This window comes from Sabulicella rubraurantiaca, from assembly GCF_017355885.1.
In the GTDB taxonomy this organism is placed as follows: Bacteria; Pseudomonadota; Alphaproteobacteria; order Acetobacterales; family Acetobacteraceae; genus Roseococcus; species Roseococcus rubraurantiacus.
This window is the reverse complement of record NZ_JAFEUU010000011.1, coordinates 22199-43135: the sequence shown is the minus strand read 5'-3', so window position 1 is coordinate 43135 and position 20937 is coordinate 22199. Positions and strand designations below refer to the sequence as shown.

Sequence of the window (20937 nt, the reverse complement as noted above, 5' to 3'; positions counted from 1 at the left end):
CACGGCCGCCGCGACACTCTCCCGCCACTCACATACGCAGGACCCACCAATGAACCACGCCGACACTTCGCGAAGCGCAGCCCTCGACAAGGCGGCGGCGATTTTCGATTCCGGGCGGCTGCGGAACCTGTTGGGCGAACTCGTCACCATTCCCTCGACGGCGCAGGAGCCCGGCTACGAGCCGCATCTGCGCCGCTACCTTGAGGAAGGCCTGACTCCCTGGCTGAAGCGGCTGGGCTTCGAGACGTCGATCCATGAGAACCCGGTGCAGGGCTTCGGCCCCATCCTCGCCGGCACGCGCATCGAGGACCCGTCGCGCCCCACCGTGCTGCTCTACGGCCATGGCGACACGGTGCGCGGCCTGGATGAGCAGTGGAGCGAAGGCCTGCGCCCCTGGGAGCTGATCGAGCGGGACGGCAAGTGGTACGGGCGCGGCACCGCCGACAACAAGGGCCAGCACGTCATCAACCTTCTCGCGCTGGAAGCGGTGATCGAGGCGCGGGGCGGAAAGCTCGGCTTCAACGTGAAGCTCGTCATCGAGATGGCGGAGGAGCGCGGCTCCAAGGGGCTTCGCGAGTTCGTGGCGGCGAACAAGGAACTGCTGGCGGCGGATGTGCTGATCGCCTCGGATGGGCCGCGCGTGGACCCGTCGCTGCCGACCATCGCCACTGGCACGCGCGGCACCTTCCATTTCGACCTGGTCGTGAAGCTACGCGAGGGCGGCGTCCATTCCGGCCATTGGGGCGGGCTGACCACCGATCCGGCGGTGATCCTGGCGCATGCCATCGGCACGATGATGGATCGCAGCGGCAAGATCCTGGTGCGTGACTGGCTGCCCAGGAACGGCGTGCCGGCGGCGGTGCGCGGCGTCCTCGAAGGCTGCCCTGTGGGCGGCGGCGGCGACGCCGCGACGGTGGACGAGAACTGGGGCGAGCCTGGGCTGACCGCGGCCGAGAAGATCTATGGCTGGAACAGCCTCATCATCCTCGCCATGGTCAGCGGGCGGCCGGAGAACCCCGTGAACGCGGTGGCGCCCGATGCGCGCGCCCATTGCCAGATCCGCTACACGGTGGACAGCGACCCGATGCAGTTCGCCGGGGCGCTGCGCCGCCACCTCGACGCGCATGGGCTTCAGAATGTGGCGATCGAGAATGCGGGGCTTCGCATGGCGGCCAGCCGCACCGCGCCCGACCATCCTTGGGTGCGCTGGGCGCAGGAGAGCATGGAGCGCTCGCTCGGAACGCGGGTGCAGGTGATCCCCAATTCCTCGGGCGGGCTACCTGGCGACGTCTTCGTGGACAATCTCGGCGTGCCGCTGGTCTGGGTGCCGCACTCCTACAATGGCTGCAAGCAGCACGGACCGGACGAGCACCTGCTGCCCGGTCCCGCTCGCGAAGGCCTGATCGCCTTCGCCGGCATGTGGTGGGACATGGGCGACAAGGCTTGAGAGCCGCCGTCGACCGGTCGGCCCTCGACGGCATACGGAACGGGGCTGGCGAAAGGGCCCGCCCTGCCTTTCACTCACTCGATGGTGATGCGTGTGTCGCGAACCAGCGTCGCCATCGCGTCCCGCTGAGCACGGACATAGCGCGCGAATTCCTCGGGCGGCGAGCCGAGAGGAATGGCGCCCAGCGTGTTCAGCCGCGCCTGCACCGCCGTGTCGGCCAGGGCATGACGCACCGCCTCGTGCCAGCGCGCGACGGCCGGCGCCGGCAGGCCGGCTGGGGCATAGAGCCCATTCCACTCGTTCAGCTCGTAGCCAGGGAAGCCCTGCTCCGCGACGGTGCCGACATCCGGCAGCCCGGCGATGCGCTGCGCCGAGGAAACGGCAATGGCCCGCACCCGGCCATCCTGCGCCAGCTGCAGCGAGGAGGCGACCGTGCCGAACACGAAGGCGATGTTGCCGGCAACGAGGTCCTGCAAGGCCGGCGCCCCGCCGCGATACGGCACATGCGTCATGTCCAGCCCAGCGCGGCTGAGCAGAAGCGCGGAGGCGAGATGCGCCGCCGTGGCATTGCCGGAGGAGCCGTAGGACAACTGCCCCGGCCGCGCCCGCACATGCGCCACGAACTCCTGCAGATTTCGCACCGGCATGGAGGGGTGGACGATCAGGATCTGCGGCCAGACCAGGATCTGCGAGATGGGGGTGAAGGCGGTGGCGTAGTCGAAGGGCAGGCCACGCATCAGCGCCGGATTCACCGTGTGCGCCAGCGCGTCCACCATGACGGTGTGACCGTCCGGTGCCGCGCGCGCGACTTCCGCCGCACCGATGGAGCCGCCCGCGCCGCCACGATTCTCCACCACCACCGTCTGGCCGAGTAGGGCACCCATCGGTCCGGCCAGCAGCCGCGCGGCGGTGTCCACGCCACCTCCGGGCGCATAGGGCGCGACGAGGCGGATGGTGCGCGTCGGCGACCATTGCGCCTGGGCGAGGGCCGGCGTCGCGAGGAGCGAGCCGAGCAGGATACGGCGACGCATGGGTTCAGCCCTCCAGCCGGATGTTGTTGTCGCGGATCAGCTTGCCGACGCGTTCGCGGCTTTCGGCCAGGAAGCGCGCCATGGCAGCGGGGCCGCCCGCGACGATCTCCATGCCCAGGCTGGCGTGACGCTCCCGCACCACGGGGTCGGCGAGGCCGACATGGGCCAGCTCGGCGTGGCGCTCGATCGCGGCCTGCGGTGTCCCTGCGGGCGCGAAGAGGCCGAGCCACTCATTGATCGCGAAGCCCTCGTAGCCGAGTTCCTGCATGGTGGGCACGTCGGGGAAGGCGGGGATGCGGCTCGGCGTCGTCACCGCCAGCGCCCGCAGCCGCCCATCACGGATCAGCGGCGCGGCGAGAGGGGTGGTGTTGAAGGTGAAGACCGTCTCGCCGGCCAGCAGCCCCGGGATGGACTGGTTGCTGGCGCGATAGGGAACATGCGTCGCCTCCAGCCGCTCGCGCGTCAGGAACATGACGGCGGCAAGGTGGGAGACGATACCGATGCCGGTGGAGGCATAGGGCGCGCCCGGATTGGCGCGCAGATAGGCGACGAGCTCGGGCACCGTCCGCACCGGTGTCTCCGCGCGCACCACCAGCAGGTTCGGCAACAGCGCGAAGACCGTGACGGGGGCGAAGGCGGTCAGGTAGTCGAAGGACAGGCCGCGCATCAGGAAGGGGTTGGAAACCTGCCCCGCCGCATCGAAGAGCAGCGTGTGCCCATCCGCCGGTGCCTGCGCCACCGCCGCCGCGCCGATGGAACCGGAGGCGCCGGGCCGGTTCTCGATCACCACGGGCTGGCCCAACCCCTGCTGCATGTGAGGGGCGACCAGGCGCAGCGACGCATCGGCCGAGCCGCCGCCGGGCCAGCCGGCGATGATGCGGATCGGACGGGTGGGCGCCCAAGCGGCGCCCTGGGCGAATGCCGGGGCGGCGAGACCGGCCCCGATAGTGGCGAGAAGCGCGCGGCGCTGCATGTCGAGGTCTCCCGGACGTTGCCGCGTTGTTAGCACGCAGCCGCGCGGCGTTCAGCCCTCCAGGCGAATGCCCTCCTCGCGGATGAGCGCGCCCATGCGGTCCCGCTGCTGCGTGAGGAAGCTGGCGAAGGCGGCGGTGCCCTCGGCGGCGGGTTCCAGACCAAGCTGGTTGAAGCGTCCGCGCAACTCCTCCGTCCGCATAGCGGCAACGCCGGCCGCCGCCATGCGCTCCACATGCTCCGCCGGCGTGCCGGCGGGCGCGTAGAGGGCGTGGAAGTCGTAGACGCCGAAGCCGGGAATGCCGGACTCGGCCACGGTCGGCACGTCCGGATAGGCGCTGGCCCGGTCGGGGGTAGAGGCGGCGAGGGGACGGATCGCCCCATCGCGGATGCCACCCGCGATGGTCGGGATGGTGGAGAAGGTGAAGAGCGTATCGCCACGCCGGAGCGCGGTCAGCTGGTCTGCCCCGCCGCGGAACGGCACATGCGTCGCCTCCAGCCCCGCGCGCCGCATCAGCAGCGCCGAGGCGAGGTGGGAACCGGTGCCTACGCCCGAGGAGCCGTAGCTCTCACGCCCCGGATTGGCGCGCATATGTGCGACGAATTGTGCGAAGTCGCGCTGCGGCGCCTCGCTCCGTACCACCAGCAGGGCGGGGAGGATGGTCATGCGCGTCACCGGCGCGAAGGCGGTGGCGTAGTCGAAGCCCAGCCCGCGCATCAGGTGCGGGTTCGTGGCTGCCCCGCCCGCGTCGAGCCCGAAGGTGTTGCCGTCCGGCGCGGACTGCGCCAGCGCCCCCATGCCCACGGCGCCATTCGCGCCACCGCGATTCTCGACCACCAACGTGGCGTTGAGGTGCCGCTCCATCACCGGGGCGACCAGACGCGCCAGGATGTCCGTGGAGCCCCCCGGCGGAAAGGAGACGATCAGCCGGATCTGCCGGGGCTGCGCCAGGGCCGGCGCGGCGAGCGCGAACGAAGCCGCGGCCAGGACGCCACGTCTGGTGGTCATGCGTTTCCTCGCTGTTCCTTGCGGAGTAGTGTGACCCAATGGCGTCGCGCCGTCAGCCCGAAATCGCCGATGACCTGTTCGGCCCCCCGCCCACCGCGCCCCAGGCTCCGGCGGAAGGCGCCCCCCTGGCCGATAGGCTGCGTCCCCGGAAGCTGGAGGAGGTGGCAGGACAGGAGCATCTGCTCGGCCCCGAGGGCACGCTGTCGCGCATGCTGGCGCGCGGGACGCTGCCGTCGCTGATCCTCTGGGGGCCGCCGGGGGTGGGCAAGACCACCATCGCCCGGCTGCTGGCCGAGGCGGCAGGGCTGGAGTTCGTCTCCCTCTCGGCCGTGTTCTCCGGTGTGGCGGATCTGAAGCGGGCCTTCGAGGAGGCGCGGGCCCGCCGCCGCGCCGGGCGGCGTACCCTGCTCTTCGTGGATGAGGTGCACCGCTTCAATCGCGCCCAGCAGGACGGGTTCCTGCCGGTGGTGGAGGACGGGACGGTGACGCTGGTCGGCGCCACCACGGAGAACCCGAGCTTCGCGCTGAACGGGGCGCTGCTGTCGCGCTGCCAGGTGCTGGTGCTGAAGCGGCTGGATGACGGCGCGATCGAAAGCCTGCTGAGCCGCGCGGAAGCGCTGGAAGGCCGCAGCCTTCCGCTGACGCCGGAAGCGCGCGCCCTGCTGCGCGCGATGGCGGATGGCGACGGGCGCTATGCGCTGAACCTCGCCGAGCAGGTCCTGGCACTGCCGGACGCGCCGAAGCTGGACGAGACAGGGCTGCAATCCCTGCTCGCGAAGCGCGCCGCGCTCTACGACAAGGACCGGGAGGAGCACTACAACCTCATCTCGGCCCTTCATAAGTCCATGCGCGGCTCCGACCCCGATGCGGCGCTGTACTGGTTCGCGCGCATGGTCCACGGGGGCGAGGACCCGCGCTACATCGCCCGCCGCCTCGCGCGCTTCGCGGCGGAGGATGTGGGCATGGCGGATCCCTCCGCGCTGCCGCTCGCCCTCGCCGCCTGGGAAAGCTACGAGCGGCTGGGCAGCCCGGAGGGCGAGCTTGGGCTGGCGCAGCTTGTCGTCCACCTTGCCACCGCGCCGAAGAGCAACGCCGTCTATGTCGCCTGGAAGGCGGCGCAGTCGCTGGCGCGGGAAACCGGCTCGCTCATGCCGCCGGCGCATATCCTCAACGCGCCGACCAAGCTGATGAAGTCGCTCGGCTACGGCGCAGGATACGAGTACGACCACGATGCGGAGGATGCCTTCTCCGGCCAGGACTACTTCCCGGAAGGCATGGCGCGCGCCGAACTCTACCAGCCCACCGAGCGCGGCGCGGAGAAGGAGATCGCCCGCCGCATGCGTGAATGGGCGCGACGGCGGGGCTGAGCCCCGCCCGGATCAGGCGGCGTGGCGTGCCGGCTCGATCAGGGTCTGCAGCCCCTCATCCAGGCCCAGCTGCGCGGTGATGCCCAGCGCCGCTTCGGTGCGCGTCGGGTCACCTAGCGAAGTCCGGATGTCGCCCAGCCGCGCCGGTCCGTGGCTCGCCGCCAGGTTCCGCCCGGTGACGCGCCCCAGCGCCGCGACGAGGTCGAGCAGCGTGGTGCTGCGGCCGGTGCACAGGTTCAGCACTTCGGCGCGCGGCGCTTCCCCAAGGCTGCGCATCCCGGCGAGCAGGCCCCGCACCACGTCGGAGACATGGATGAAGTCGCGCGACTGCAAGCCGTCGCCGTTGATCGTGACGGGCTGCCCCGAAACGGCACGCGAGGCGAAGATGGAGATGACGCCCGAATAGGGCGAATGCGGGTCCTGGCGCGGCCCATAGACGTTGAAGAAGCGGAAGCCGAGCGTCGGCACGCGATGCACCCCCCAGGCCACGGAGGCGTGGAGCTCGGAGCCCAGCTTGTCGGCGCCATAGGCGGTTTGTGGGCGCGGCGTCGCCGTCTCGGCGATGCGGCCCTCACCTTGGTCGCCATAGATGGCGGCGGAGGAGGCATAGACCACCGGGATGGCGCCCGCGCCCCGCGCCGCGTCCAGCACCGCGACGGTGCCGGACAAATTGGTGCGGTGGGTGCCGCACCAATCCTCATTGGAGCGCTGCACGGAGGCGATGGCGGCAAGGTGGAACACCCCCGCCGCGCCCTCGGTCGCTCGGCGCACCAGCGCGGCATCCGCCACGTCGCCCACCACGAGCTCGGCGCGCCCATCGAGATTGCTGCGCTTTCCGGTGGACAGGTCGTCCAGCACGCGCACGGCATGGCCCTGCGCGAGCAGGGCATCAATCAGGTGGGAACCGATGAATCCGGCTCCGCCAGTCACGAGATACAGGGCCATTGCCACTCCCCGGATGCGGCGTCCGTTGCGCCGTCAGCTTCCAGCTATGACAACGCTGGAAAGATACAATGGTTCACTGTTCAGGTGCCACAAAATGTCGCCAGGACCCGCTGCTCTGGCTGGGGCGGCAGGGCATAGGCATCGAAGCGCGGATCGTCCTCGAAGGGGCGCTCCAGGGCGCGCAGCAGCGCCTCGAAGGGCTCGAGGTCATCGCGCTCCACCGCCGCCGTCAGGGCCTCCTCCACCTTGTGGTTGCGCGGGATGCGGGCAGGGTTGGCCTGCCGCATCATGGCGCGACGCTCGCTGGGATCCATCGCCTCGGCCGCCACACGGGCCCGCCAGCCCTCCGCCCAGGAATCGAAGGCGCCGGGGTCGCGAAACAACTCGCGCGCATTGTCGTCCAGGCGGCGGAAGGTGAGGGTGAAATCCGCCTCGTTCGCGGCCATGCGGCGCAGCAGCTCATCGGCCAGTTCGTTGTCCGGCTCCCGCAGCCCCAGCTTGCGGGCCAATCCGGCGCGGTATTCGGCGTTGAAGCGCGGCGCGTAGGCGTCCAGCGCGGCCTGGGCGCGCTCGATCGCCGCTTCCTCGGTCTCGGCCAGCAATGGCAGCAGTGCCTCGGCCAGCCGGGTCAGGTTCCAGAGCATGATGCGCGGCTGCTGGCCGTAGGCGTAGCGCCCACCATGGTCGATCGAGGAGAACACCGTGTCCGGGTGGTAGGCGTCGAGAAAGGCGCAGGGGCCGTAATCGATCGTCTCGCCCGAGATCGTCGTGTTGTCCGTGTTCATTACGCCATGGATGAAGCCGACCAGCAGCCATTGCGCGACCAGAGAAGCCTGACGCCGCGCCACGCCTTCCAGGAAGGCAACATACGGCTCGGGGCTTTCGGCCGCCGCCGGATCGTGGCGGGCGATGGCGTGGTCGGCCAGGATCCGCACCGCCTCGACGTCGTTGCGCGCGGCAAAGTACTGGAAGGTGCCGACGCGGATATGGCTGGCGGCGACGCGCGTCAGCACGGCGCCGGGCAGGGGCTTTTCGCGATAGACCGGCTCGCCCGTCGCCACGGCAGCCAGGGAGCGTGTGGTCGGGATGCCGAATGCCTCCATCGCCTCTGAGACCACGTATTCGCGCAGCACCGGCCCGACGGCGGCTCTCCCGTCGCCCCGGCGGGAGAAGGGCGTCGGCCCCGATCCCTTCAGGTGAAGATCCAGGCGCCGCCCATCCGGCGTCACCACCTCTCCGAGCAGCAGCGCCCGCCCGTCGCCCAAGGACGGGGAAAAGCCGCCGAACTGGTGCCCGGCGTAGGCCTGGGCCAGCGGCTCCGCCCCCTCCGGCACCGCACTGCCCGCCAGCGCTGCCACGCCGTCAGGCGAGGCGAGCCATCCTGCGTCCAGCCCCATCTCCGCGGCGAGGCGGCGATTGAGCTTGAGGAGGCGCGGCGCCGCGACCGGCGTGCCCGCCTGCTTCACATAGAAGCGTTCCGGAAGGCGGGCGTAGCTGTTGTCAAAGGGAATCGGCATGGTCCGGCCCATGTCGGGCCGCACCCAGCCCGGAACAAGGCCTTATTCCTGATGCGCCAGGAAATGCGCCACGGCGCGGAGATCGTAATCCGTGAGGCCGTAGAGCAGCCCGTTCATCTGCGTGTCGGCCCCCACCCGTACCCCATCCCGGTATTCGGTGAGGGTATGGAGGAGGTAGTCCTCGCGCTGGTGGTTCACCCGCGGCACGTTGGCGCGCCCGGCAAAATTGGGCAGGTGGCAGGCATTGCAGTTGCGCGAAGCCGCGACCTCTCCGCCACGCGCCATCAGCGCCGGGTCGGGACTGCCGCGATCCGGCTTCGGTCCTGAAGGGAGCGAGGAGAAATACGCCGCAAGATCCTGCGCCTCGGTATCCGTAAGGCCGCGCGCCGCCTCCGTCATGGCGGGGACGCGCCGCAGCCCTTCGCGGAACAGGATGAGCTGCATGGTCACGAAATCCTCCTGCTGCCCAGCCAGGGACGGCATCTCGGGGATCTCGCTGCGGCCTTGGGGACCATGGCACGCCTGGCATTGCCGCGCTTCCGCCACCGCGGCGCCGCGCGTGGCGTCCTGTGCGGGGGCGGGAAAGGAAAAGGCGGCGGCCAGAAGGGCCGCCGCCGGAAGCATCGCGCCGCGCATCACCGGCGATAGGAAACGCGGTAGATCGCGCCATTGTCCTCGTCGGACACGAGGAGCGAGCCGTCGGGCATGGTCAGCAACCCGGCCGGGCGGCCGGAGAAGCGCTGGTTCGCGTCATCCCGGAAGCCGGTGAGGAAGGATTCCCGCACCAGCCGCCCGTTCTCGCCCTCCCGCACCACGATCACCTCGAAGCCCGACAGCGGCGCGCGGTTCCACGAGCCGCGCAGCGCGACGAAGAGCGCATTGCGGTACTGCTCCGGGAAGGCAGTGCCAGTGTAGAAATGCGTGCCGATCGGCGCGACATGCGGGCCAAGGATCAGCGCCGGCGGCGGGAACTCGGAGCATAGCCGCCCCTCCACCGCCGGGTCCTGGAAGCCGCCCGCGCACCACGGGAAGCCGTGATTCTCGCCGCGCCGCAAGCTCACATGCAGCGTGTCTGAGGGGTTGTTGTTCCCGGCCCAGTCGCGCCCATGGTTGCTGAACCAAAGCTGGCCGGTGCGCGGGTGGAAGTCGAAGCCCACCGAATTGCGGACGCCGCGCGCCTCGATGCGCCGGTCGGAGCCGTCGGGGTTCCAACTTTCGATCAGGGCGAAGCGGTCTTCCGGCACCTCGCAGATGTTGCAGGGCACACCGCGCGGGATGTAGAGCCGCCCATCCGGCCCGAAGGCGATGTGCTTCCAGCCGTGATGCGGCTCCGCCGCCTGGCCGAAGGCGCTGGTCAGGTCGGTCGGCTGCGGGTTCTGCAGGTTGTTCTCGACATTGTCGATCCGCAGCACCCGGTGCATCGCCGCGATGAAGAGCGCGCCGTCGCGTACCGCGACGCCCGAAGGCTGGTCCAGCCCCGACATCAGCGTGGATACCTCGCGCGCCTGGCCGTTGTCGCGCACCGCATAGACCCGGCCGATGCCGCGCGTGCCGACGAAGACCGTCCCGTTCGGGCCGCGCGTCATGGCGCGGGCGCCGGGCAGGCCATGCGCCCAGAGCTCCACCTGGAACCCCTCGGGCACGCGCAGGCTGTTCACCGGGATGCGGTCGGGCGGCGTGACGGTCAGGCGGGGAGCGTGCGGGGCGAGGGGCGACGACGCCATCTCGGCCGGGCGGCCCTGCGCCCAGGCAGGCGGGGCGGGTTGCTGCTGCTGCGCCAGGGCGATGCCCGGCAGGGCCACGGCGGCAGCCAGGCCCAAGAGGTGGCGTCGGATCATGTCGGTCATTCTCCTCCCCGGCCGCGTTCCGGGCCGTTCATGCATTAGAAAGGTGCGGACCATGCGAGGGCAAGGTGTCCTCGCGTGTGAAGCCGCGATAATGGAACTCAGGCGCGCCGGCCGAAGCCACGGCCTCCGCCAGCATGGCGTGATGCGGCGACAGGGCGCAGGCCGGGTCGGTGGCTCGCATGTCGCCAGTCAGGGCGAAGGCCTGGCAGCGGCAGCCGCCCCAATCCTGCTCCGCCCGCTCGCAGCCGCGGCAGGGCTCGGGCATCCAGCCCGTGCCGCGGAAGGCGTTGAAGGCCGGGCTGTCCTCCCAAGCGGCGCGCAGCGAGACTTCCCGCACATTGGGGAAGCCGAGCCCGGCGAGCGATTCGGCGGCGTGGCAGGGCAGGATGCGCCCAGCGGGCGAGACGGCGAGGAAGCGGCTCCCCCAACCGCCCATGCAGGCCTTCGGCCGCTTGGCGTGGTAATCCGGAACCACGTAGTCGATCAGCAGCCGGCCCTTGAGGCGCTGCCGCGCCTCCGTCACCACCCGTGTCGCCTCGTCCAGCATGGCTCGGTCGGGCAGCAGAGCATCGCGGTTCAGCAGGGCCCAACCGTAATACTGCACATGCGCCACCTCCAGCCGCGCTGCGCCCCATTCCAGGGCGCGCTGGATCAGGCGGGGCAGGTTGGGCAGGTTCTGACGGTGCACCACCGCATTGAGGGTCAGCGGCAGCCCCGCCTCCCGCACCAGCCGTGCCGCTTCCGCCTTGCGGGGCGTGGCGCCGCGCATCCCGCCGATGCGCTCAGCCCCTTCCTCCTCGGCGTCCTGGATCGAAAGCTGGACGTGGTCGAGCCCGGCTTCGACCAGCCGCGTCATCAGCGGCGAGTTCAGCAGCACGCCCGCCGTGATGAGGTTGGCGTAGAGCCCGGCGTCGCGCGCCGCCGCCACGATCTCCGGCAGGTCGCGCCGCGCCGTCGGCTCGCCGCCCGAAAGATGCACCTGCAGGCAGCCGAGTTCGGCCGCTTCGCCCAGCACCCGCGCCCATTCCGCTGCCGAAAGCTCCGTGCTGGCTCGCGCCAGCTCCACGGGGTTGGAGCAATAGGGGCAGCGCAGCGGGCAGCGATGCGTCAGCTCCGCCAGCAGGGCGAGGGGCGCGTCAGCCACGGACCAACGCCCCACGCGTGGCGAGGTCATCCAGCAGCACCTTCACGTCGGCGGCGATGACATCCTCCGGCGCGTCATATTGCGCGGCCAGCGCCGCGACGATCGCCGCCTCGTCCCGCTGCCCGTCCACGAGGCGCAGCACGGCAAGCGCGATCTCGTCGGGCACGAACATGCGCTCCGGCGCCATGACCACCGTGCGGCCGCGCGCCTTGTCCTCATGCAGCCTTACGCCGGGCGCGAAGCGCGGCGTCATGGCGGCGGCATCCGGAAGGCGCCGGGCGGCGGCAGGGCCGGCGCCACATAGGCGAAGTGCAGCGCGTCCAGCTGGGCCCAGAGCAGGTCACACTTGAATCGCAGCGCGGCGAGGCATTGCTCCTGCTGCTCGCGCGTATGGGCGTGGTGCTTCACGTAGTTCAGCGCAAAGGCCACGTCGGCGGGGGCCTGGGTGAGGCGCGGCTTGAAATAGGCCAGCGTCTCCTCCGACACGAAGCTGTAATTCGCCAGCATGCCGGAGACGCGGGTGCGGATGATGTCGGTCGAGAACATCTCGGTCAGCGAGGAGGCGACGGCCTCCAGCACCGAACGCTCGCGCACGAAGCGCACATAGGCCTCCACCGCGAAGCGCGTCGCCGGCAGGATGCCCTCCATCGAGATGACATAGTCCCGGTCCAGACCCAGCCCGTCGGTGAGGGCGAGCCAGCGCTCCACCCCGCCCGGCGCCACGCCATCCCCGTCATGATCCGCGAGGCGACGCCGCCATTCGCGCCGCAGCTCCGGCGTCGGCAGCCGCGCCAGCAGCGACGCGTCCTTCATCGGGATATGCGCCTGGTAGCAATAGCGGTTCAGCGCCCAGGCCTGCACCTGCCCCTTCGAGAGCTTCCCGTCATGCAGCAGGTGATGGAAGGGATGATGGACGTGGTAGCGCTCGGCGCCGATGGCGCGGAGGGCGCCTTCGAAGGCGGTGTGGGTCAGCAAATCGGTCACAGCGCGATCTCCATCCCGTCCTCTGCCACCTCCCACCCCGCTTCGCGCAGCGCCGCGCGCTCGGGGCTGTCAGCGAGCAGGGCGGGGTTGGTGTTGTTCAGGTGCACCAATATGCGCCGCCCGACGCCGAGCGGCGCGATTTCCGTCACTGTCTCCTGCACCGGCATGTGACCCATGCGGCGCCCGGTCTTCGGGCCGGCGCCGGCGCGGATCATCTCGTCATCCGTGTAGAGCGTCCCGTCGAACAGGACGCATTCGGCGCCGCGCAGGCGGTCGCGCATCGCAGGGGTCATGGTGGCGCAGCCGGGAATATAGTGAAGCGTCCCGCCGCCCGACGCAGCGCTGATCTCCAGCCCCAGCGTCTCGCCATCCTCGGCGATGCCGGGGGCCACGTCGCCTTCGTTGAACAGCGGCACCTTGCCGGGCACGGCATGGGCGGTGATGCGCAGCCCCAGCTTCGTGCCGCCGGCATCGCACGGCTCGAAACCGGTGCCGAGCACAAGCGCCTCGCGCGAAACGAAATCGGGGTGGAGGCAGCGGAAGATCGGGTTCTCCTCCAGCACGCGCAGCGTGGGCGGCGCGGCGTAGAGGCGGAAGGCCTGGCGTTCCCGCAGGGAAAGCAGCCCCGCGATCGTGTCCACCTCGCCGCCCGTCAGCAGCACGGCGGCAATGGGCGAGTTGCGGAGCGGCTCGGGGCGTGGGTGCAGGGCGGGCGTCGCGGCGATCTGCTGGCGCAGATCGGGCGAGGCATTGACCAGGAGCCAACGCTCCCCGTCGGCGCTGACCGCGAGGCTCGCTTGGCTTCGCGGCGGAGCGGCCGGGTCACCGGCGCGCGAGCGACGGCAACCCGGTCCAGCCGAATTCCACTGTGGAAAGCCGCCCCCGGCGCCGGCACCCAGGATGATGGCGCGCAGCATGGAGGCGGGAAGGCGCCTCAGCCGATCTCGGCGCAGGCGTAGCTGTTGATCTCGAGAGCGAGAGAGATCTCGGTGATCTTCGGGGTCTTCCAGGCCATCGGTTCATCTCCATCCCACCGGGCAAGGCGCCGGCCCCCGAAACATGGCCGTGGGCCGAATTTTCGGCAAGACCTTGCGTAGGCTTGAACCGTGATCGAGCCCAAGCGCCTGGTGCTGCGCCCCTTCCGGGCAGGGGACGTCCCCGCCTACGCCGCGATCCGCGCCAAGCCCGAGGTGGTGCGCTTCTTGCTCAGGGAAACGTCGCTCTGCGGCTCCGCGCGAGGATGCGGAGCGCTTCGCAGCGCTCTGTGGGGGCGGCGGCTACGGGCCCTGAGCGGTGGAGGACCGTAGAGTCCGGTGCCCGGTCGGCCATGCCGGGCTGTGCGAGCTCGGAGGCGAGACTGAGATCCTCATGCTCGACACCCCGGGCCCGGGGCCGGGGGCTTGCCACGGAGGCAGGGCTGGCGGCGCGGGATTGCGGCTTCGGCGCGCTCGGCCTCGCCAGCCTCGTCGGCTACGCCCTGCCGGAGAACACGGCCTCCTGCCATGCCCTCAGCAAGATCGGGATGCGCGAGGAGGAGATGGTCCACATCTTCGGCCTCGACGCGCTGCGCTTCGCCGTCACGCGGCCCGGCGGATGAACTCCGCGCATCGCTCGCCAATCATGATTGCCCCGGCATTGGTGTTGCCGCTGACCACCGCCGGCATGATGGAGCAGTCGGCGATGCGCAGCCGGTCCACCCCCTTCACGCGCAATTCCGTGTCCACCACCGCGCCATCGTCCGAGCCCATGCGGCAGGTGCTGGTGGGGTGGTAGATAGTGCCGCCCGTGGCACGGCAGAACTCCAGCAGATCCTCATCCGTCTCGCCCTTGCCCGGCACGGGGGCATAGCGCGACTCGATCCAGGGCTGCATGGCGCGCGTATCGGCAAGGCGCTGGGCCAGCTTCAGCCCTTCCACCATGCATTGCCGGTCCGTTTCCGTCGCCAGGTAGTTGGCGCGGATGCGGGCCTTGGCCATGGGATCCGGGCTGGCCAGGGTGATGTCGCCGCGGCTTTCGGGGCGCAGCTGGCAGACGCTCATGGTGAAGCCGGGGAAGCGGTGCAGCCCCTCCTTCACGCTGTCCGCGCTCCAGGGAATGAAGTGGAATTGCACATCGGGCGTGGCGCTCTGCGGCAGGACACGGGCGAAGAGGCCGCTGGTCCCCGCCGCGAAAGTCAGCGGTCCGCTTCGCGTCAGCGCGTATTGCGCGCCCATCCGCGCCATGCCCCAGAGGCTGTTCACCACCTCATTCAGGGAGACGCGCTGGCTGGCGCGGAACATCAGCCGCGCCTGGAAATGGTCCTGCAGGTGGCGCCCCACCCCGGGCGTGTCGCGGCGCACCTCGATGCCCATCTCCTGCAGGTGCTCGGCCGGGCCGATGCCCGAGAGCATGAGGAGCTGCGGCGAGTTGATCGCCCCACCGGACAGCACCACCTCGCGCCGGGCGCGGATCACCTTCTCCTGCCCGTGCTGGCGATAGGCGACGCCCACGGCCCGCCCATCCTCCATCACCACGCGCAGCGCATGTGCGTCGGTCAGCAGGCGAAGGTTGGGCCGACGCAGCGCCGGCTTGAGGTAGGCGGTGGCGGCGGAGCAGCGCACGCCGTTGCGTACCGTCACCTGATACCAGCCGGCCCCTTCCTGGCTTTCGCCGTTGAAATCCGGGTTGACCGGGAAGCCGAGCTCGCGCGCCGCATCCAGGAAGGCGACCGAGAGCGGGTTCCGGTCGCGCAAATCGCTAACGCAGAGCGGCCCCTCCGCGCCGTGGAGGTGCGACGGCCCGCGCTCATTCCCCTCGGCGCGCTTGAAATAGGGCAGGCAGTCCTCGAACCCCCAGCCGGTGCAGCCCATCTGCCGCCATTGGTCGTAATCCTCCGCCTGGCCACGGATGTAGATCAGCCCGTTGATGGCCGAGGAACCGCCCAGCACGCGGCCGCGCGGCCAGGGCACAGAGCGCCCGCCCAGCCCTGGCTCCGCCTCGGTCTGGTAATTCCAGGAGATGGTGGGGTGGTACATCGTCTTGGCGTAGCCGATCGGGATGTGCAGCCACGCGTTGCGGTCCCGAGAGCCGGCCTCGAGCACCGTCACGGAGAGGCGCGGATCCTCCGACAACCGCCCGGCCAGGGCCGACCCGGCCGAGCCGCTGCCGACCACGATGACGTCCGTTTCCTCCATCCCCGTCTCTCCCTTATCGAGCCGCCTTATCCGCATGGTCCGGCGGCGCGCCGCTTGACGCAAGCCATGACCGGGCGTGGCATGGGGCCATGCCGCCACTCGACCTTCTTGCTGACACTCTCGGCCCCCAGGGCCTCCTGCGCGAGGCGGGCGACGTCGCCCCCTATGCGGTGGACTGGCGCGGCGTGTATCGCGGCCGTCCCGAGGCGGTGCTGCGCCCCGCCAGCACGGCGGAGGTCGCTTCCGCCCTGCGCCTCTGCGCCGATCTCGGCCTCACCGTCGTGCCGGCGGGCGGCCGGACCTCGCTCTGCGGCGCGGCGGTGCCCACCGAGCAGGGGCCGCCCAGCGTCGTCCTGTCGCTGGAGCGCATGAACCGCATCCGCGCCCTGGACCCGCTCGACCTGTCGCTGGTGGCGGAGGCGGGCTGCACGGTGGAATCGGTGCAGATGGTGGCGGAGGCGGCAGGGCGATTCTTCCCGCTACATTTCGGCGCTCAGGGCTCCGCGATGATCGGCGGCGCGCTGTCCACCAATGCTGGCGGCATCCGCACCCTGCGCTACGGCAATGCGCGCGACCTCGTGCTGGGGCTGGAGGTGGTGCTGCCGGATGGTCGCGTGCTGGATGACCTTCGCCGGGTTCGCAAGGACAATAGCGGCTATGCGCTGCGCCACCTGTTCATGGGCGCGGAGGGGACGCTGGGCGTCATCACCGCCGCCTCGCTCAAGCTCTTCCCGCCGCTGCTGAAGCGCGAGACGGCCCTGGTCGCGGTCCGCTCGCCGCACGAGGCGCTGCGCCTGCTCGCCCGCTGCCAGGCGAGCGGCGCGGAACTCGTCGCCTTCGAACTGATTGGGCGGCCCTGCATCGAGATTACGCTGAAGCACGCGCTCAACGTCCGGAAGCCGATGGAGCTTTCGACGCCCTGGTTCTGCCTCGTCGAAGCCGGCTCCACCCACCCTTCCATCCCCGTGCGCGAGGCTTTGGAGGCGGCGCTGATGGTGGCACTGGAGGCGGGCGAGGCGGAGGATGTCATCCTCTGCGAAAGCGAGGACCAGCGCCGCAACCTCTGGGACATCCGCGAGGGCTTCCCGGCCTGCTCGCGGCAGGAGGCGCCGGGCCTGCCGACCGACACCGCGGTGCCGGTCAGCGCGATCCCCGACTTCCTCGACCGCTGCGCCGCGCTGATCGCGGAGCGCTACCCGGAGGGGAAGATGGTGGCGATCGGCCACATGGGCGACGGCAACATCCACCTCTCCCTCCAGGCGCCCCCCGGCACCACCCACGCCGACTGGGCGCGTCGCGGTACCGGATTCGAGGAGCGCGTGGGCGAGATCGCGGTGGAACTCGGTGGGTCCTTCTCAGCGGAGCACGGAATCGGCCAGTCGAAGCGCGCGGCCATGGCAGGGCTGAAGGATCCGGTCGCCCTCTCGGTCATGCGCGCCATCAAGGACACGCTGGACCCGGCGGGCCGGATGAACCCAGGCAAGGTGCTGCCGCCCGGCTGAGGTTCCGCCCGGCGCCGATCTGGTCTAGGAGGGCAGCGACGGGGCGTAGCACAGCCTGGTAGTGCGCCTGCTTTGGGAGCAGGAGGTCGCTGGTTCGAATCCAGTCGCCCCGACCATTCCCCTCAACCGCGCTGGCGCGCCGCGTGGATTTCCCAGGCAGGCCGCCGGTTCCCCAGCGCGCACCAATCGCCAGACGCGATGACCGGCGCCTCGCATTCCGCATCGGACACATAAGCCTGCGCACGGGTCCGGCTGCCATCGCTCAGCCGCACCTCAAGGACCGTCCGGCGATAGGCCCCGCCCGGCGCCCCGAAGGGAAGCGCCTGCTCCAGCGCATCCAAAGCCGCGAGGCGCGCGGGGTCGAGCGGGACGATCTCGCCATGCACCTCGCCATCGCCCAGGCGCATGACGGGGTAGGGGCCGAGATCGTGCAGTACGCCACGCGTCCGCGCCGGGTGGCGCGTCAGTCCCGCCAGCAGCGATGCATTGGCCTGTTCCGACTGCAGCGTGCCGTAGACGAAGAGCCAAGGCACGGCGGGACGGGCGGGCCGGTCGCTCGCCGCCGCCTCCATCGCCGCCATGCCCAGCCCATGTGCGGCGAGGCCGCGGCGGATCAGGTCCAGATAGGTACGCGTGGGCGGGACATGGCCCTGACGGCGCGAGGGTGGCACGTCATAGATCCACGCCTCGCAGGTGGCGCCGTTGGGCATGACGGCATGGGCCGCCTCGCGCAGATAGGCGTCGGGGTGGCCTTGCTTCATGTCCAGCAGGGCGAGGGCCTCGTCCTCCACCTCAAAGACCACGCCCTCCACCGCATGGCCGGGGGCGACGGACAGGGTGACGACCCCGCCGCCGCGCGAGCGGCCGAAGCGCTCGAAGGATAGGCGCCGGTCAAGCAGCAGCGCGGTGGAGATGGCGCGGAGCGGCTTCCCGACATGGCCGTTCCGACGCAGCCAATCCTCGCGGTCGGCATCATCTACGTTGGCGCCGTGGAAGAAGATGCGGTTCATGAGTCGAGCGCGGCCTTGGCCTCGGCCAGCGCCATCCGGTCGGCCTCGTCCAGCACCGGGTAGTGGAGGTCGAGCCCTTCCAGCGCCGCCACGATCGCCTCCACCACGACGAGGCGCGTGAACCACTTGCGGTCCGCCGGCACCACGAACCAAGGGGCGTGCGGCGCGGCGGTGCGGGTGATCGCCTCCTCATAGGCGGCCATGTAGCTGTCCCAATGGCGCCGCTCGGCCACGTCGGCGGGGCTGAACTTCCAGTTCTTCGCAGGTTCCTCGATGCGCGACAGGAAGCGGCGGCGCTGCTCCTCCGGGCTCAGGTGGAGGAAGAATTTCAACACCGTTATGCCCTGCCGGGCGAGGTAGCGCTCGAAGGCAGCAATGTCTTCCAGCCGCTCCTTCCAGATGTCCTTGGAAACGAGGCGCGGCGGCAATTTCTGCGCCGACAGGATGCGCGGGTGGACGCGCGCCACCAGCACCTCCTCGTACCAGGACCGGTTGTGGATGCCGATCTGGCCGCGCGCCGGAAGCTGGGCCGCGTGGCGCCAGAGGAAATCGTGGTCGCGCTCGGTCGCGCTGGGCGCCTTGAAGCTGGCGACGTGGCAGCCCTGCGGATTCACGCCGGAGAAGACGTGCTTGATCGCTCCGTCCTTTCCGGCCGCGTCCATCGCCTGGAAGATGCACAGCACCCCCCAGCGATCCTGCGCGTAGAGCATGTCCTGCAGATCCGCGAGCCGCGCGACCCCGTTGGCCAGCAGCTTCTCCGCCGATTTCTTGTCGAGCCCCGACCCGGCAAGGTCGGCGGGGTCGTGCTGCTTGAGGGCGAAGCCTTTCCCGTCCTCGACGCGGAAGCGGCGCAGCATCGCTGCGGTCTCGATCTTCATGGCGCGGAGGCTCGCACCCGGCGCGCGGCGCGCCAAGCCCAAAGCAGGGCCAGGAGGTGCAGGGCGATGGTGCAGGCCAGCGCCCAGGAATACCCTGCCGGGTCCCAGCCGCCCGTCGCGGTGCGCGGCCAGAGGTCGAGCACCGCCCCGATCAGCGACTGGAGGATGAAGACCAAGCAGAGCATGGCGGCGTTGATCGCGGTGGCGACCCGCCCTGCCAGCTCAGCCGGGAAACGCTGCCCGATCGCCGCATAGGCGGCAGGCCCCGCCGACCCGGCCATCGCGAACAGGCCCCACAGCAGGCAAAGCGCCACAAGTCCCGTAGGCGCAGCGAGGGCGAAGACGGCCTGGAGTGAGATCTGCACCCCCATGGCCAGGAAGGGCACGAGCATGGGAGGCGCCCCGCGCGCCTGCCCCCAGGATGCCAGCTGGCCCGTCGTGAAGGAGCCCACCGCCATGCACCCGGCATAAGCGAAGAGCACGACGGCCCGCGCATCGGCCCCCAGGCCCGCGACATCGCGCAGCCAAGGCCCTGCCCAAAGCCCCTGATAGGTGAAGTTCATCGCGGACAGGACGCAGACCGCCGGCACGAGACCGATGAAGGCCGGGTGGCGGAAGATCGGCCCGAAGGCCTGCGCCTCGGCCACCAGGGAGCGGCCGGCGGGCCGCGCCTGGCCGGGCGGCGCGTCGGGGACGGACAGCCAGATCCATAGCGCTACCACGAGTGACAGCCCGGCCAGCAGGGCGAAGCCACCGCGCCAGCCGATGAGGGGCAGCAAGGTGGAAAGCGGCAGCGTCACCGACATCCCGCCCATGGCGCCGATCAGCAGGGCTGTGCCCGTCATCGCGGCGACGCGGTGCCGCGGATACCACTGCGTATTGGCCTTCAGCATGGCGGTGAGGCCGGCAGCGATGCCGATACCGGTGAGGAGACGCCCCAGCATCACCGTGCCGATCCCTTCCGCCAGGGCGCAGAGCAGAAATCCCGACCCCGCAGTCAGCGCCAGCGTCGCCTGGACCCGCCGTGCCCCGAACAGGTCGAGGGCGAGGCCGGCCGGAAGCTGCGTCGCCGCATAGGCCATGAACATCACGGCCGCGAGCAGGCCGAGGTCGCTCGCCGACAGGGCGAATTCCAGCGCGAGCGCCGGGCCGATCACGGCCAGCACCGCCCGACTCGCCTGATTCAGGAAGTTCATCGCGGCGAGGGGCGCGGTGACGCGCAGGAAGATGTTCACGGAAGCCGCAGCCGCACCGAGATCGGGCAGTGGTCGGAGATCCGGTCGCGCATCGCCGGGTCGCGCTCGGCATAGACCATGACGCGCAGGCTGCTTGGCACCGCCAAGCGCTCCGCCCCGCCGCCGAGCAGAAGGTGGCTGATGAAGGGCCGCCCACCGCGCGCATCGGCCCAGCAGGGATTGGAGGCGCCGGAAGTGGCGCGCAGGAGGGGCGCCTCGGCGGAGAGCGCGGCGGTCAGGTCGTCGCGCGGGTGATCCATGCGCCGGTTGAAGTCGCCCAGGATGGCGAAGGCGATGCCCTCTTGCCGCCGCGCCCGCACCCAGTCGGCCAGGATGCGGGACTGGCGGGCGAGAACCTCGCAGTCCTGGCCGCGCGACGGCGCGATCGGCCCCTCCCGGCAGCCGGCCTTGAGGTGGACGGAGAGCAGGCGCAGCGGCGTCCGGTCCAGGAACACCGTTACATCCGTGCCGCGGCGGAGCGAGAAGCGGGCCTGCGGCGCGACGTCCAGATCCTCCAGATCCGGGTTCTGCACCGCGCGCAGGCTTCGCCGCACGGCGAAGCCGGTGCGCTGCACATCCGCTTCCCGCGCGAAGAAGAAGGCGTAGTCGCGCTCGGGCAGGAGGCGCGCCAGGGCTTCGGGCCCATCCACCTCCTGCACCGCCAGGATGTCCGCCTCCAGCCGCCGCGCATATTCGGCGAGGCGGCGCCAGTCGGCGGCATCGCGGGAAGCGAGGTCGCGCGGCAGGGCCGGGTCGCCAGCCGGGCGCAGGGTCAGCCAGGCGATGTTCCAGGTGGCGAGCTTGATCTCTGCCGCCTGGGCTGGAAGCGCGAGGAGGATGAGGAGAAGGAGCGGGAAGGCGCGACTCATGCGGGCA

21 protein-coding genes and 1 tRNA gene are annotated in these 20937 nt (G+C 70.7%); 5 read left to right on the top strand and 17 right to left on the bottom strand.

What is annotated here, in order from left to right:
• Positions 1 to 49 precede the first annotated feature (49 nt).
• Positions 50 to 1447: a M20/M25/M40 family metallo-hydrolase gene (locus tag JTJ31_RS17525; RefSeq protein WP_207540028.1), complete on the top strand. Its 1398-nt coding sequence runs from the start codon at positions 50 to 52 to the stop codon at positions 1445 to 1447.
• 74 nt (positions 1448 to 1521) lie between these two features.
• Here JTJ31_RS17525 and JTJ31_RS17520 read toward each other — a convergent pair whose 3' ends face one another.
• From JTJ31_RS17520 to JTJ31_RS17510, 3 genes are read right to left on the bottom strand one after another with little or no spacing between them, the layout of a single operon-like run.
• Positions 1522 to 2478 (bottom strand): Bug family tripartite tricarboxylate transporter substrate binding protein, encoded by a 957-nt coding sequence (locus tag JTJ31_RS17520; RefSeq protein ID WP_207540027.1) that lies wholly within the window; start codon positions 2476 to 2478, stop codon positions 1522 to 1524.
• Between the two features lie 4 nt (positions 2479 to 2482).
• Positions 2483 to 3451 carry a Bug family tripartite tricarboxylate transporter substrate binding protein gene (locus tag JTJ31_RS17515; protein WP_207540026.1) on the bottom strand — a complete coding sequence of 323 codons (969 nt, stop codon included), beginning with the start codon at positions 3449 to 3451 and terminating at the stop codon, positions 2483 to 2485.
• A gap of 51 nt (positions 3452 to 3502) precedes the next feature.
• Positions 3503 to 4459, bottom strand: coding sequence for a Bug family tripartite tricarboxylate transporter substrate binding protein (locus JTJ31_RS17510; protein WP_207540025.1), 957 nt, complete (start codon positions 4457 to 4459; stop codon positions 3503 to 3505).
• 38 nt (positions 4460 to 4497) lie between these two features.
• On the opposite strand from JTJ31_RS17510, the gene JTJ31_RS17505 reads away from it, so the two are divergent.
• The gene (locus JTJ31_RS17505; protein WP_207540024.1) at positions 4498 to 5826 is read left to right on the top strand and encodes a replication-associated recombination protein A; all 1329 of its coding nucleotides are present in this window, start codon (positions 4498 to 4500) and stop codon (positions 5824 to 5826) included.
• Positions 5827 to 5838: 12 nt separating this feature from the next.
• Here the strand turns inward: JTJ31_RS17505 and JTJ31_RS17500 are convergent, their stop codons facing one another.
• The 9 genes from JTJ31_RS17500 to pqqA all read right to left on the bottom strand — a co-directional run bounded on the left by JTJ31_RS17500 (position 5839) and on the right by pqqA (position 13278).
• Positions 5839 to 6771, bottom strand: coding sequence for an NAD-dependent epimerase/dehydratase family protein (locus JTJ31_RS17500; protein ID WP_207540023.1), 933 nt, complete (start codon positions 6769 to 6771; stop codon positions 5839 to 5841).
• Between the two features lie 80 nt (positions 6772 to 6851).
• Positions 6852 to 8288: a protein adenylyltransferase SelO gene (locus JTJ31_RS17495; protein ID WP_207540022.1), complete on the bottom strand. Its 1437-nt coding sequence runs from the start codon at positions 8286 to 8288 to the stop codon at positions 6852 to 6854.
• Positions 8289 to 8330: 42 nt separating this feature from the next.
• Positions 8331 to 8912 carry a c-type cytochrome gene (locus JTJ31_RS17490; protein ID WP_207540021.1) on the bottom strand — a complete coding sequence of 194 codons (582 nt, stop codon included), beginning with the start codon at positions 8910 to 8912 and terminating at the stop codon, positions 8331 to 8333.
• Positions 8913 to 8923: 11 nt separating this feature from the next.
• A complete protein-coding gene (locus tag JTJ31_RS17485) occupies positions 8924 to 10126 on the bottom strand; it encodes a PQQ-dependent sugar dehydrogenase (RefSeq protein ID WP_207540020.1) in 1203 nt (400 codons plus the stop codon).
• 37 nt (positions 10127 to 10163) lie between these two features.
• Positions 10164 to 11309 carry a pyrroloquinoline quinone biosynthesis protein PqqE gene (gene pqqE, locus JTJ31_RS17480; RefSeq protein ID WP_207540019.1) on the bottom strand — a complete coding sequence of 382 codons (1146 nt, stop codon included), beginning with the start codon at positions 11307 to 11309 and terminating at the stop codon, positions 10164 to 10166.
• Complete coding sequence (gene pqqD / locus JTJ31_RS17475; protein WP_207540018.1) at positions 11272 to 11532, bottom strand: pyrroloquinoline quinone biosynthesis peptide chaperone PqqD; 261 nt, start codon at positions 11530 to 11532, stop codon at positions 11272 to 11274. The genes pqqE and pqqD overlap by 38 nt, the downstream gene beginning before the upstream one ends.
• Positions 11529 to 12263, bottom strand: coding sequence for a pyrroloquinoline-quinone synthase PqqC (gene pqqC, locus JTJ31_RS17470; RefSeq protein ID WP_207540017.1), 735 nt, complete (start codon positions 12261 to 12263; stop codon positions 11529 to 11531). The genes pqqD and pqqC overlap by 4 nt, the downstream gene beginning before the upstream one ends.
• Positions 12260 to 13180 (bottom strand): pyrroloquinoline quinone biosynthesis protein PqqB, encoded by a 921-nt coding sequence (pqqB, locus tag JTJ31_RS17465; protein WP_207540016.1) that lies wholly within the window; start codon positions 13178 to 13180, stop codon positions 12260 to 12262. Before pqqB ends, pqqC begins: the two co-directional genes overlap by 4 nt.
• Before the next feature lie 17 nt (positions 13181 to 13197).
• Positions 13198 to 13278 carry a pyrroloquinoline quinone precursor peptide PqqA gene (pqqA, locus tag JTJ31_RS25420; protein WP_368044697.1) on the bottom strand — a complete coding sequence of 27 codons (81 nt, stop codon included), beginning with the start codon at positions 13276 to 13278 and terminating at the stop codon, positions 13198 to 13200.
• A 312-nt stretch (positions 13279 to 13590) separates the two neighbouring features.
• Here pqqA and JTJ31_RS17455 point away from each other — a divergent pair, with 312 nt between their 5' ends.
• Positions 13591 to 13860 (top strand): GNAT family N-acetyltransferase, encoded by a 270-nt coding sequence (locus tag JTJ31_RS17455; RefSeq protein ID WP_207540014.1) that lies wholly within the window; start codon positions 13591 to 13593, stop codon positions 13858 to 13860.
• Here the strand turns inward: JTJ31_RS17455 and JTJ31_RS17450 are convergent.
• Positions 13841 to 15436, bottom strand: a complete 1596-nt coding sequence (locus JTJ31_RS17450; protein ID WP_207540013.1) for a GMC family oxidoreductase — start codon at positions 15434 to 15436, stop codon at positions 13841 to 13843. The two genes, JTJ31_RS17455 and JTJ31_RS17450, sit on opposite strands and share 20 nt — an antisense overlap.
• 89 nt (positions 15437 to 15525) lie before the next feature.
• Here JTJ31_RS17450 and JTJ31_RS17445 point away from each other — a divergent pair, with 89 nt between their 5' ends.
• A complete protein-coding gene (locus tag JTJ31_RS17445) occupies positions 15526 to 16938 on the top strand; it encodes an FAD-binding oxidoreductase (protein WP_207540012.1) in 1413 nt (470 codons plus the stop codon).
• A gap of 39 nt (positions 16939 to 16977) precedes the next feature.
• Positions 16978 to 17054 (top strand) — tRNA-Pro (locus JTJ31_RS17440).
• 6 nt (positions 17055 to 17060) lie between these two features.
• On the opposite strand, the gene JTJ31_RS17435 is transcribed toward JTJ31_RS17440, so the two are convergent.
• From JTJ31_RS17435 to JTJ31_RS17420, 4 genes are read right to left on the bottom strand one after another with little or no spacing between them, the layout of a single operon-like run.
• Positions 17061 to 17948, bottom strand: coding sequence for a gamma-glutamylcyclotransferase family protein (locus JTJ31_RS17435; protein ID WP_207540011.1), 888 nt, complete (start codon positions 17946 to 17948; stop codon positions 17061 to 17063).
• A complete protein-coding gene (locus JTJ31_RS17430) occupies positions 17945 to 18826 on the bottom strand; it encodes a polyphosphate kinase 2 family protein (protein WP_207540010.1) in 882 nt (293 codons plus the stop codon). The genes JTJ31_RS17435 and JTJ31_RS17430 overlap by 4 nt, the downstream gene beginning before the upstream one ends.
• Positions 18823 to 20061, bottom strand: a complete 1239-nt coding sequence (locus JTJ31_RS17425; RefSeq protein WP_207540009.1) for an MFS transporter — start codon at positions 20059 to 20061, stop codon at positions 18823 to 18825. The genes JTJ31_RS17430 and JTJ31_RS17425 overlap by 4 nt, the downstream gene beginning before the upstream one ends.
• Entirely contained in the window at positions 20058 to 20930 is an 873-nt protein-coding gene (locus tag JTJ31_RS17420) for an endonuclease/exonuclease/phosphatase family protein (RefSeq protein ID WP_207540008.1), read from the bottom strand. Before JTJ31_RS17420 ends, JTJ31_RS17425 begins: the two co-directional genes overlap by 4 nt.
• Positions 20931 to 20937 lie beyond the last annotated feature (7 nt).

Excerpts from the sequence above, each read along its gene's own strand:
- JTJ31_RS17520 (WP_207540027.1), bottom strand. The coding sequence starts at position 2,478 with ATGCGTCGCCGTATCCTGCTCGGCTCGCTCCTCGCGACGCCGGCCCTC.
- JTJ31_RS17510 (WP_207540025.1), bottom strand. The coding sequence starts at position 4,459 with ATGACCACCAGACGTGGCGTCCTGGCCGCGGCTTCGTTCGCGCTCGCC.
- pqqE (WP_207540019.1), bottom strand. The coding sequence starts at position 11,309 with ATGACCTCGCCACGCGTGGGGCGTTGGTCCGTGGCTGACGCGCCCCTC.
- pqqA (WP_368044697.1), bottom strand. The coding sequence starts at position 13,278 with ATGGCCTGGAAGACCCCGAAGATCACCGAGATCTCTCTCGCTCTCGAG.
- pqqD (WP_207540018.1), bottom strand. The coding sequence starts at position 11,532 with ATGACGCCGCGCTTCGCGCCCGGCGTAAGGCTGCATGAGGACAAGGCG.
- JTJ31_RS17485 (WP_207540020.1), bottom strand. The coding sequence starts at position 10,126 with ATGATCCGACGCCACCTCTTGGGCCTGGCTGCCGCCGTGGCCCTGCCG.
- JTJ31_RS17450 (WP_207540013.1), bottom strand. The coding sequence starts at position 15,436 with ATGGAGGAAACGGACGTCATCGTGGTCGGCAGCGGCTCGGCCGGGTCG.
- JTJ31_RS17500 (WP_207540023.1), bottom strand. The coding sequence starts at position 6,771 with ATGGCCCTGTATCTCGTGACTGGCGGAGCCGGATTCATCGGTTCCCAC.
- JTJ31_RS17435 (WP_207540011.1), bottom strand. The coding sequence starts at position 17,948 with ATGAACCGCATCTTCTTCCACGGCGCCAACGTAGATGATGCCGACCGC.
- JTJ31_RS17430 (WP_207540010.1), bottom strand. The coding sequence starts at position 18,826 with ATGAAGATCGAGACCGCAGCGATGCTGCGCCGCTTCCGCGTCGAGGAC.
- JTJ31_RS17455 (WP_207540014.1), top strand. The coding sequence starts at position 13,591 with ATGCCGGGCTGTGCGAGCTCGGAGGCGAGACTGAGATCCTCATGCTCG.
- JTJ31_RS17490 (WP_207540021.1), bottom strand. The coding sequence starts at position 8,912 with ATGCTTCCGGCGGCGGCCCTTCTGGCCGCCGCCTTTTCCTTTCCCGCC.
- JTJ31_RS17515 (WP_207540026.1), bottom strand. The coding sequence starts at position 3,451 with ATGCAGCGCCGCGCGCTTCTCGCCACTATCGGGGCCGGTCTCGCCGCC.
- JTJ31_RS17420 (WP_207540008.1), bottom strand. The coding sequence starts at position 20,930 with ATGAGTCGCGCCTTCCCGCTCCTTCTCCTCATCCTCCTCGCGCTTCCA.
- JTJ31_RS17525 (WP_207540028.1), top strand. The coding sequence starts at position 50 with ATGAACCACGCCGACACTTCGCGAAGCGCAGCCCTCGACAAGGCGGCG.
- JTJ31_RS17495 (WP_207540022.1), bottom strand. The coding sequence starts at position 8,288 with ATGCCGATTCCCTTTGACAACAGCTACGCCCGCCTTCCGGAACGCTTC.
- JTJ31_RS17505 (WP_207540024.1), top strand. The coding sequence starts at position 4,498 with ATGGCGTCGCGCCGTCAGCCCGAAATCGCCGATGACCTGTTCGGCCCC.
- JTJ31_RS17445 (WP_207540012.1), top strand. The coding sequence starts at position 15,526 with ATGCCGCCACTCGACCTTCTTGCTGACACTCTCGGCCCCCAGGGCCTC.
- pqqB (WP_207540016.1), bottom strand. The coding sequence starts at position 13,180 with ATGCTGCGCGCCATCATCCTGGGTGCCGGCGCCGGGGGCGGCTTTCCA.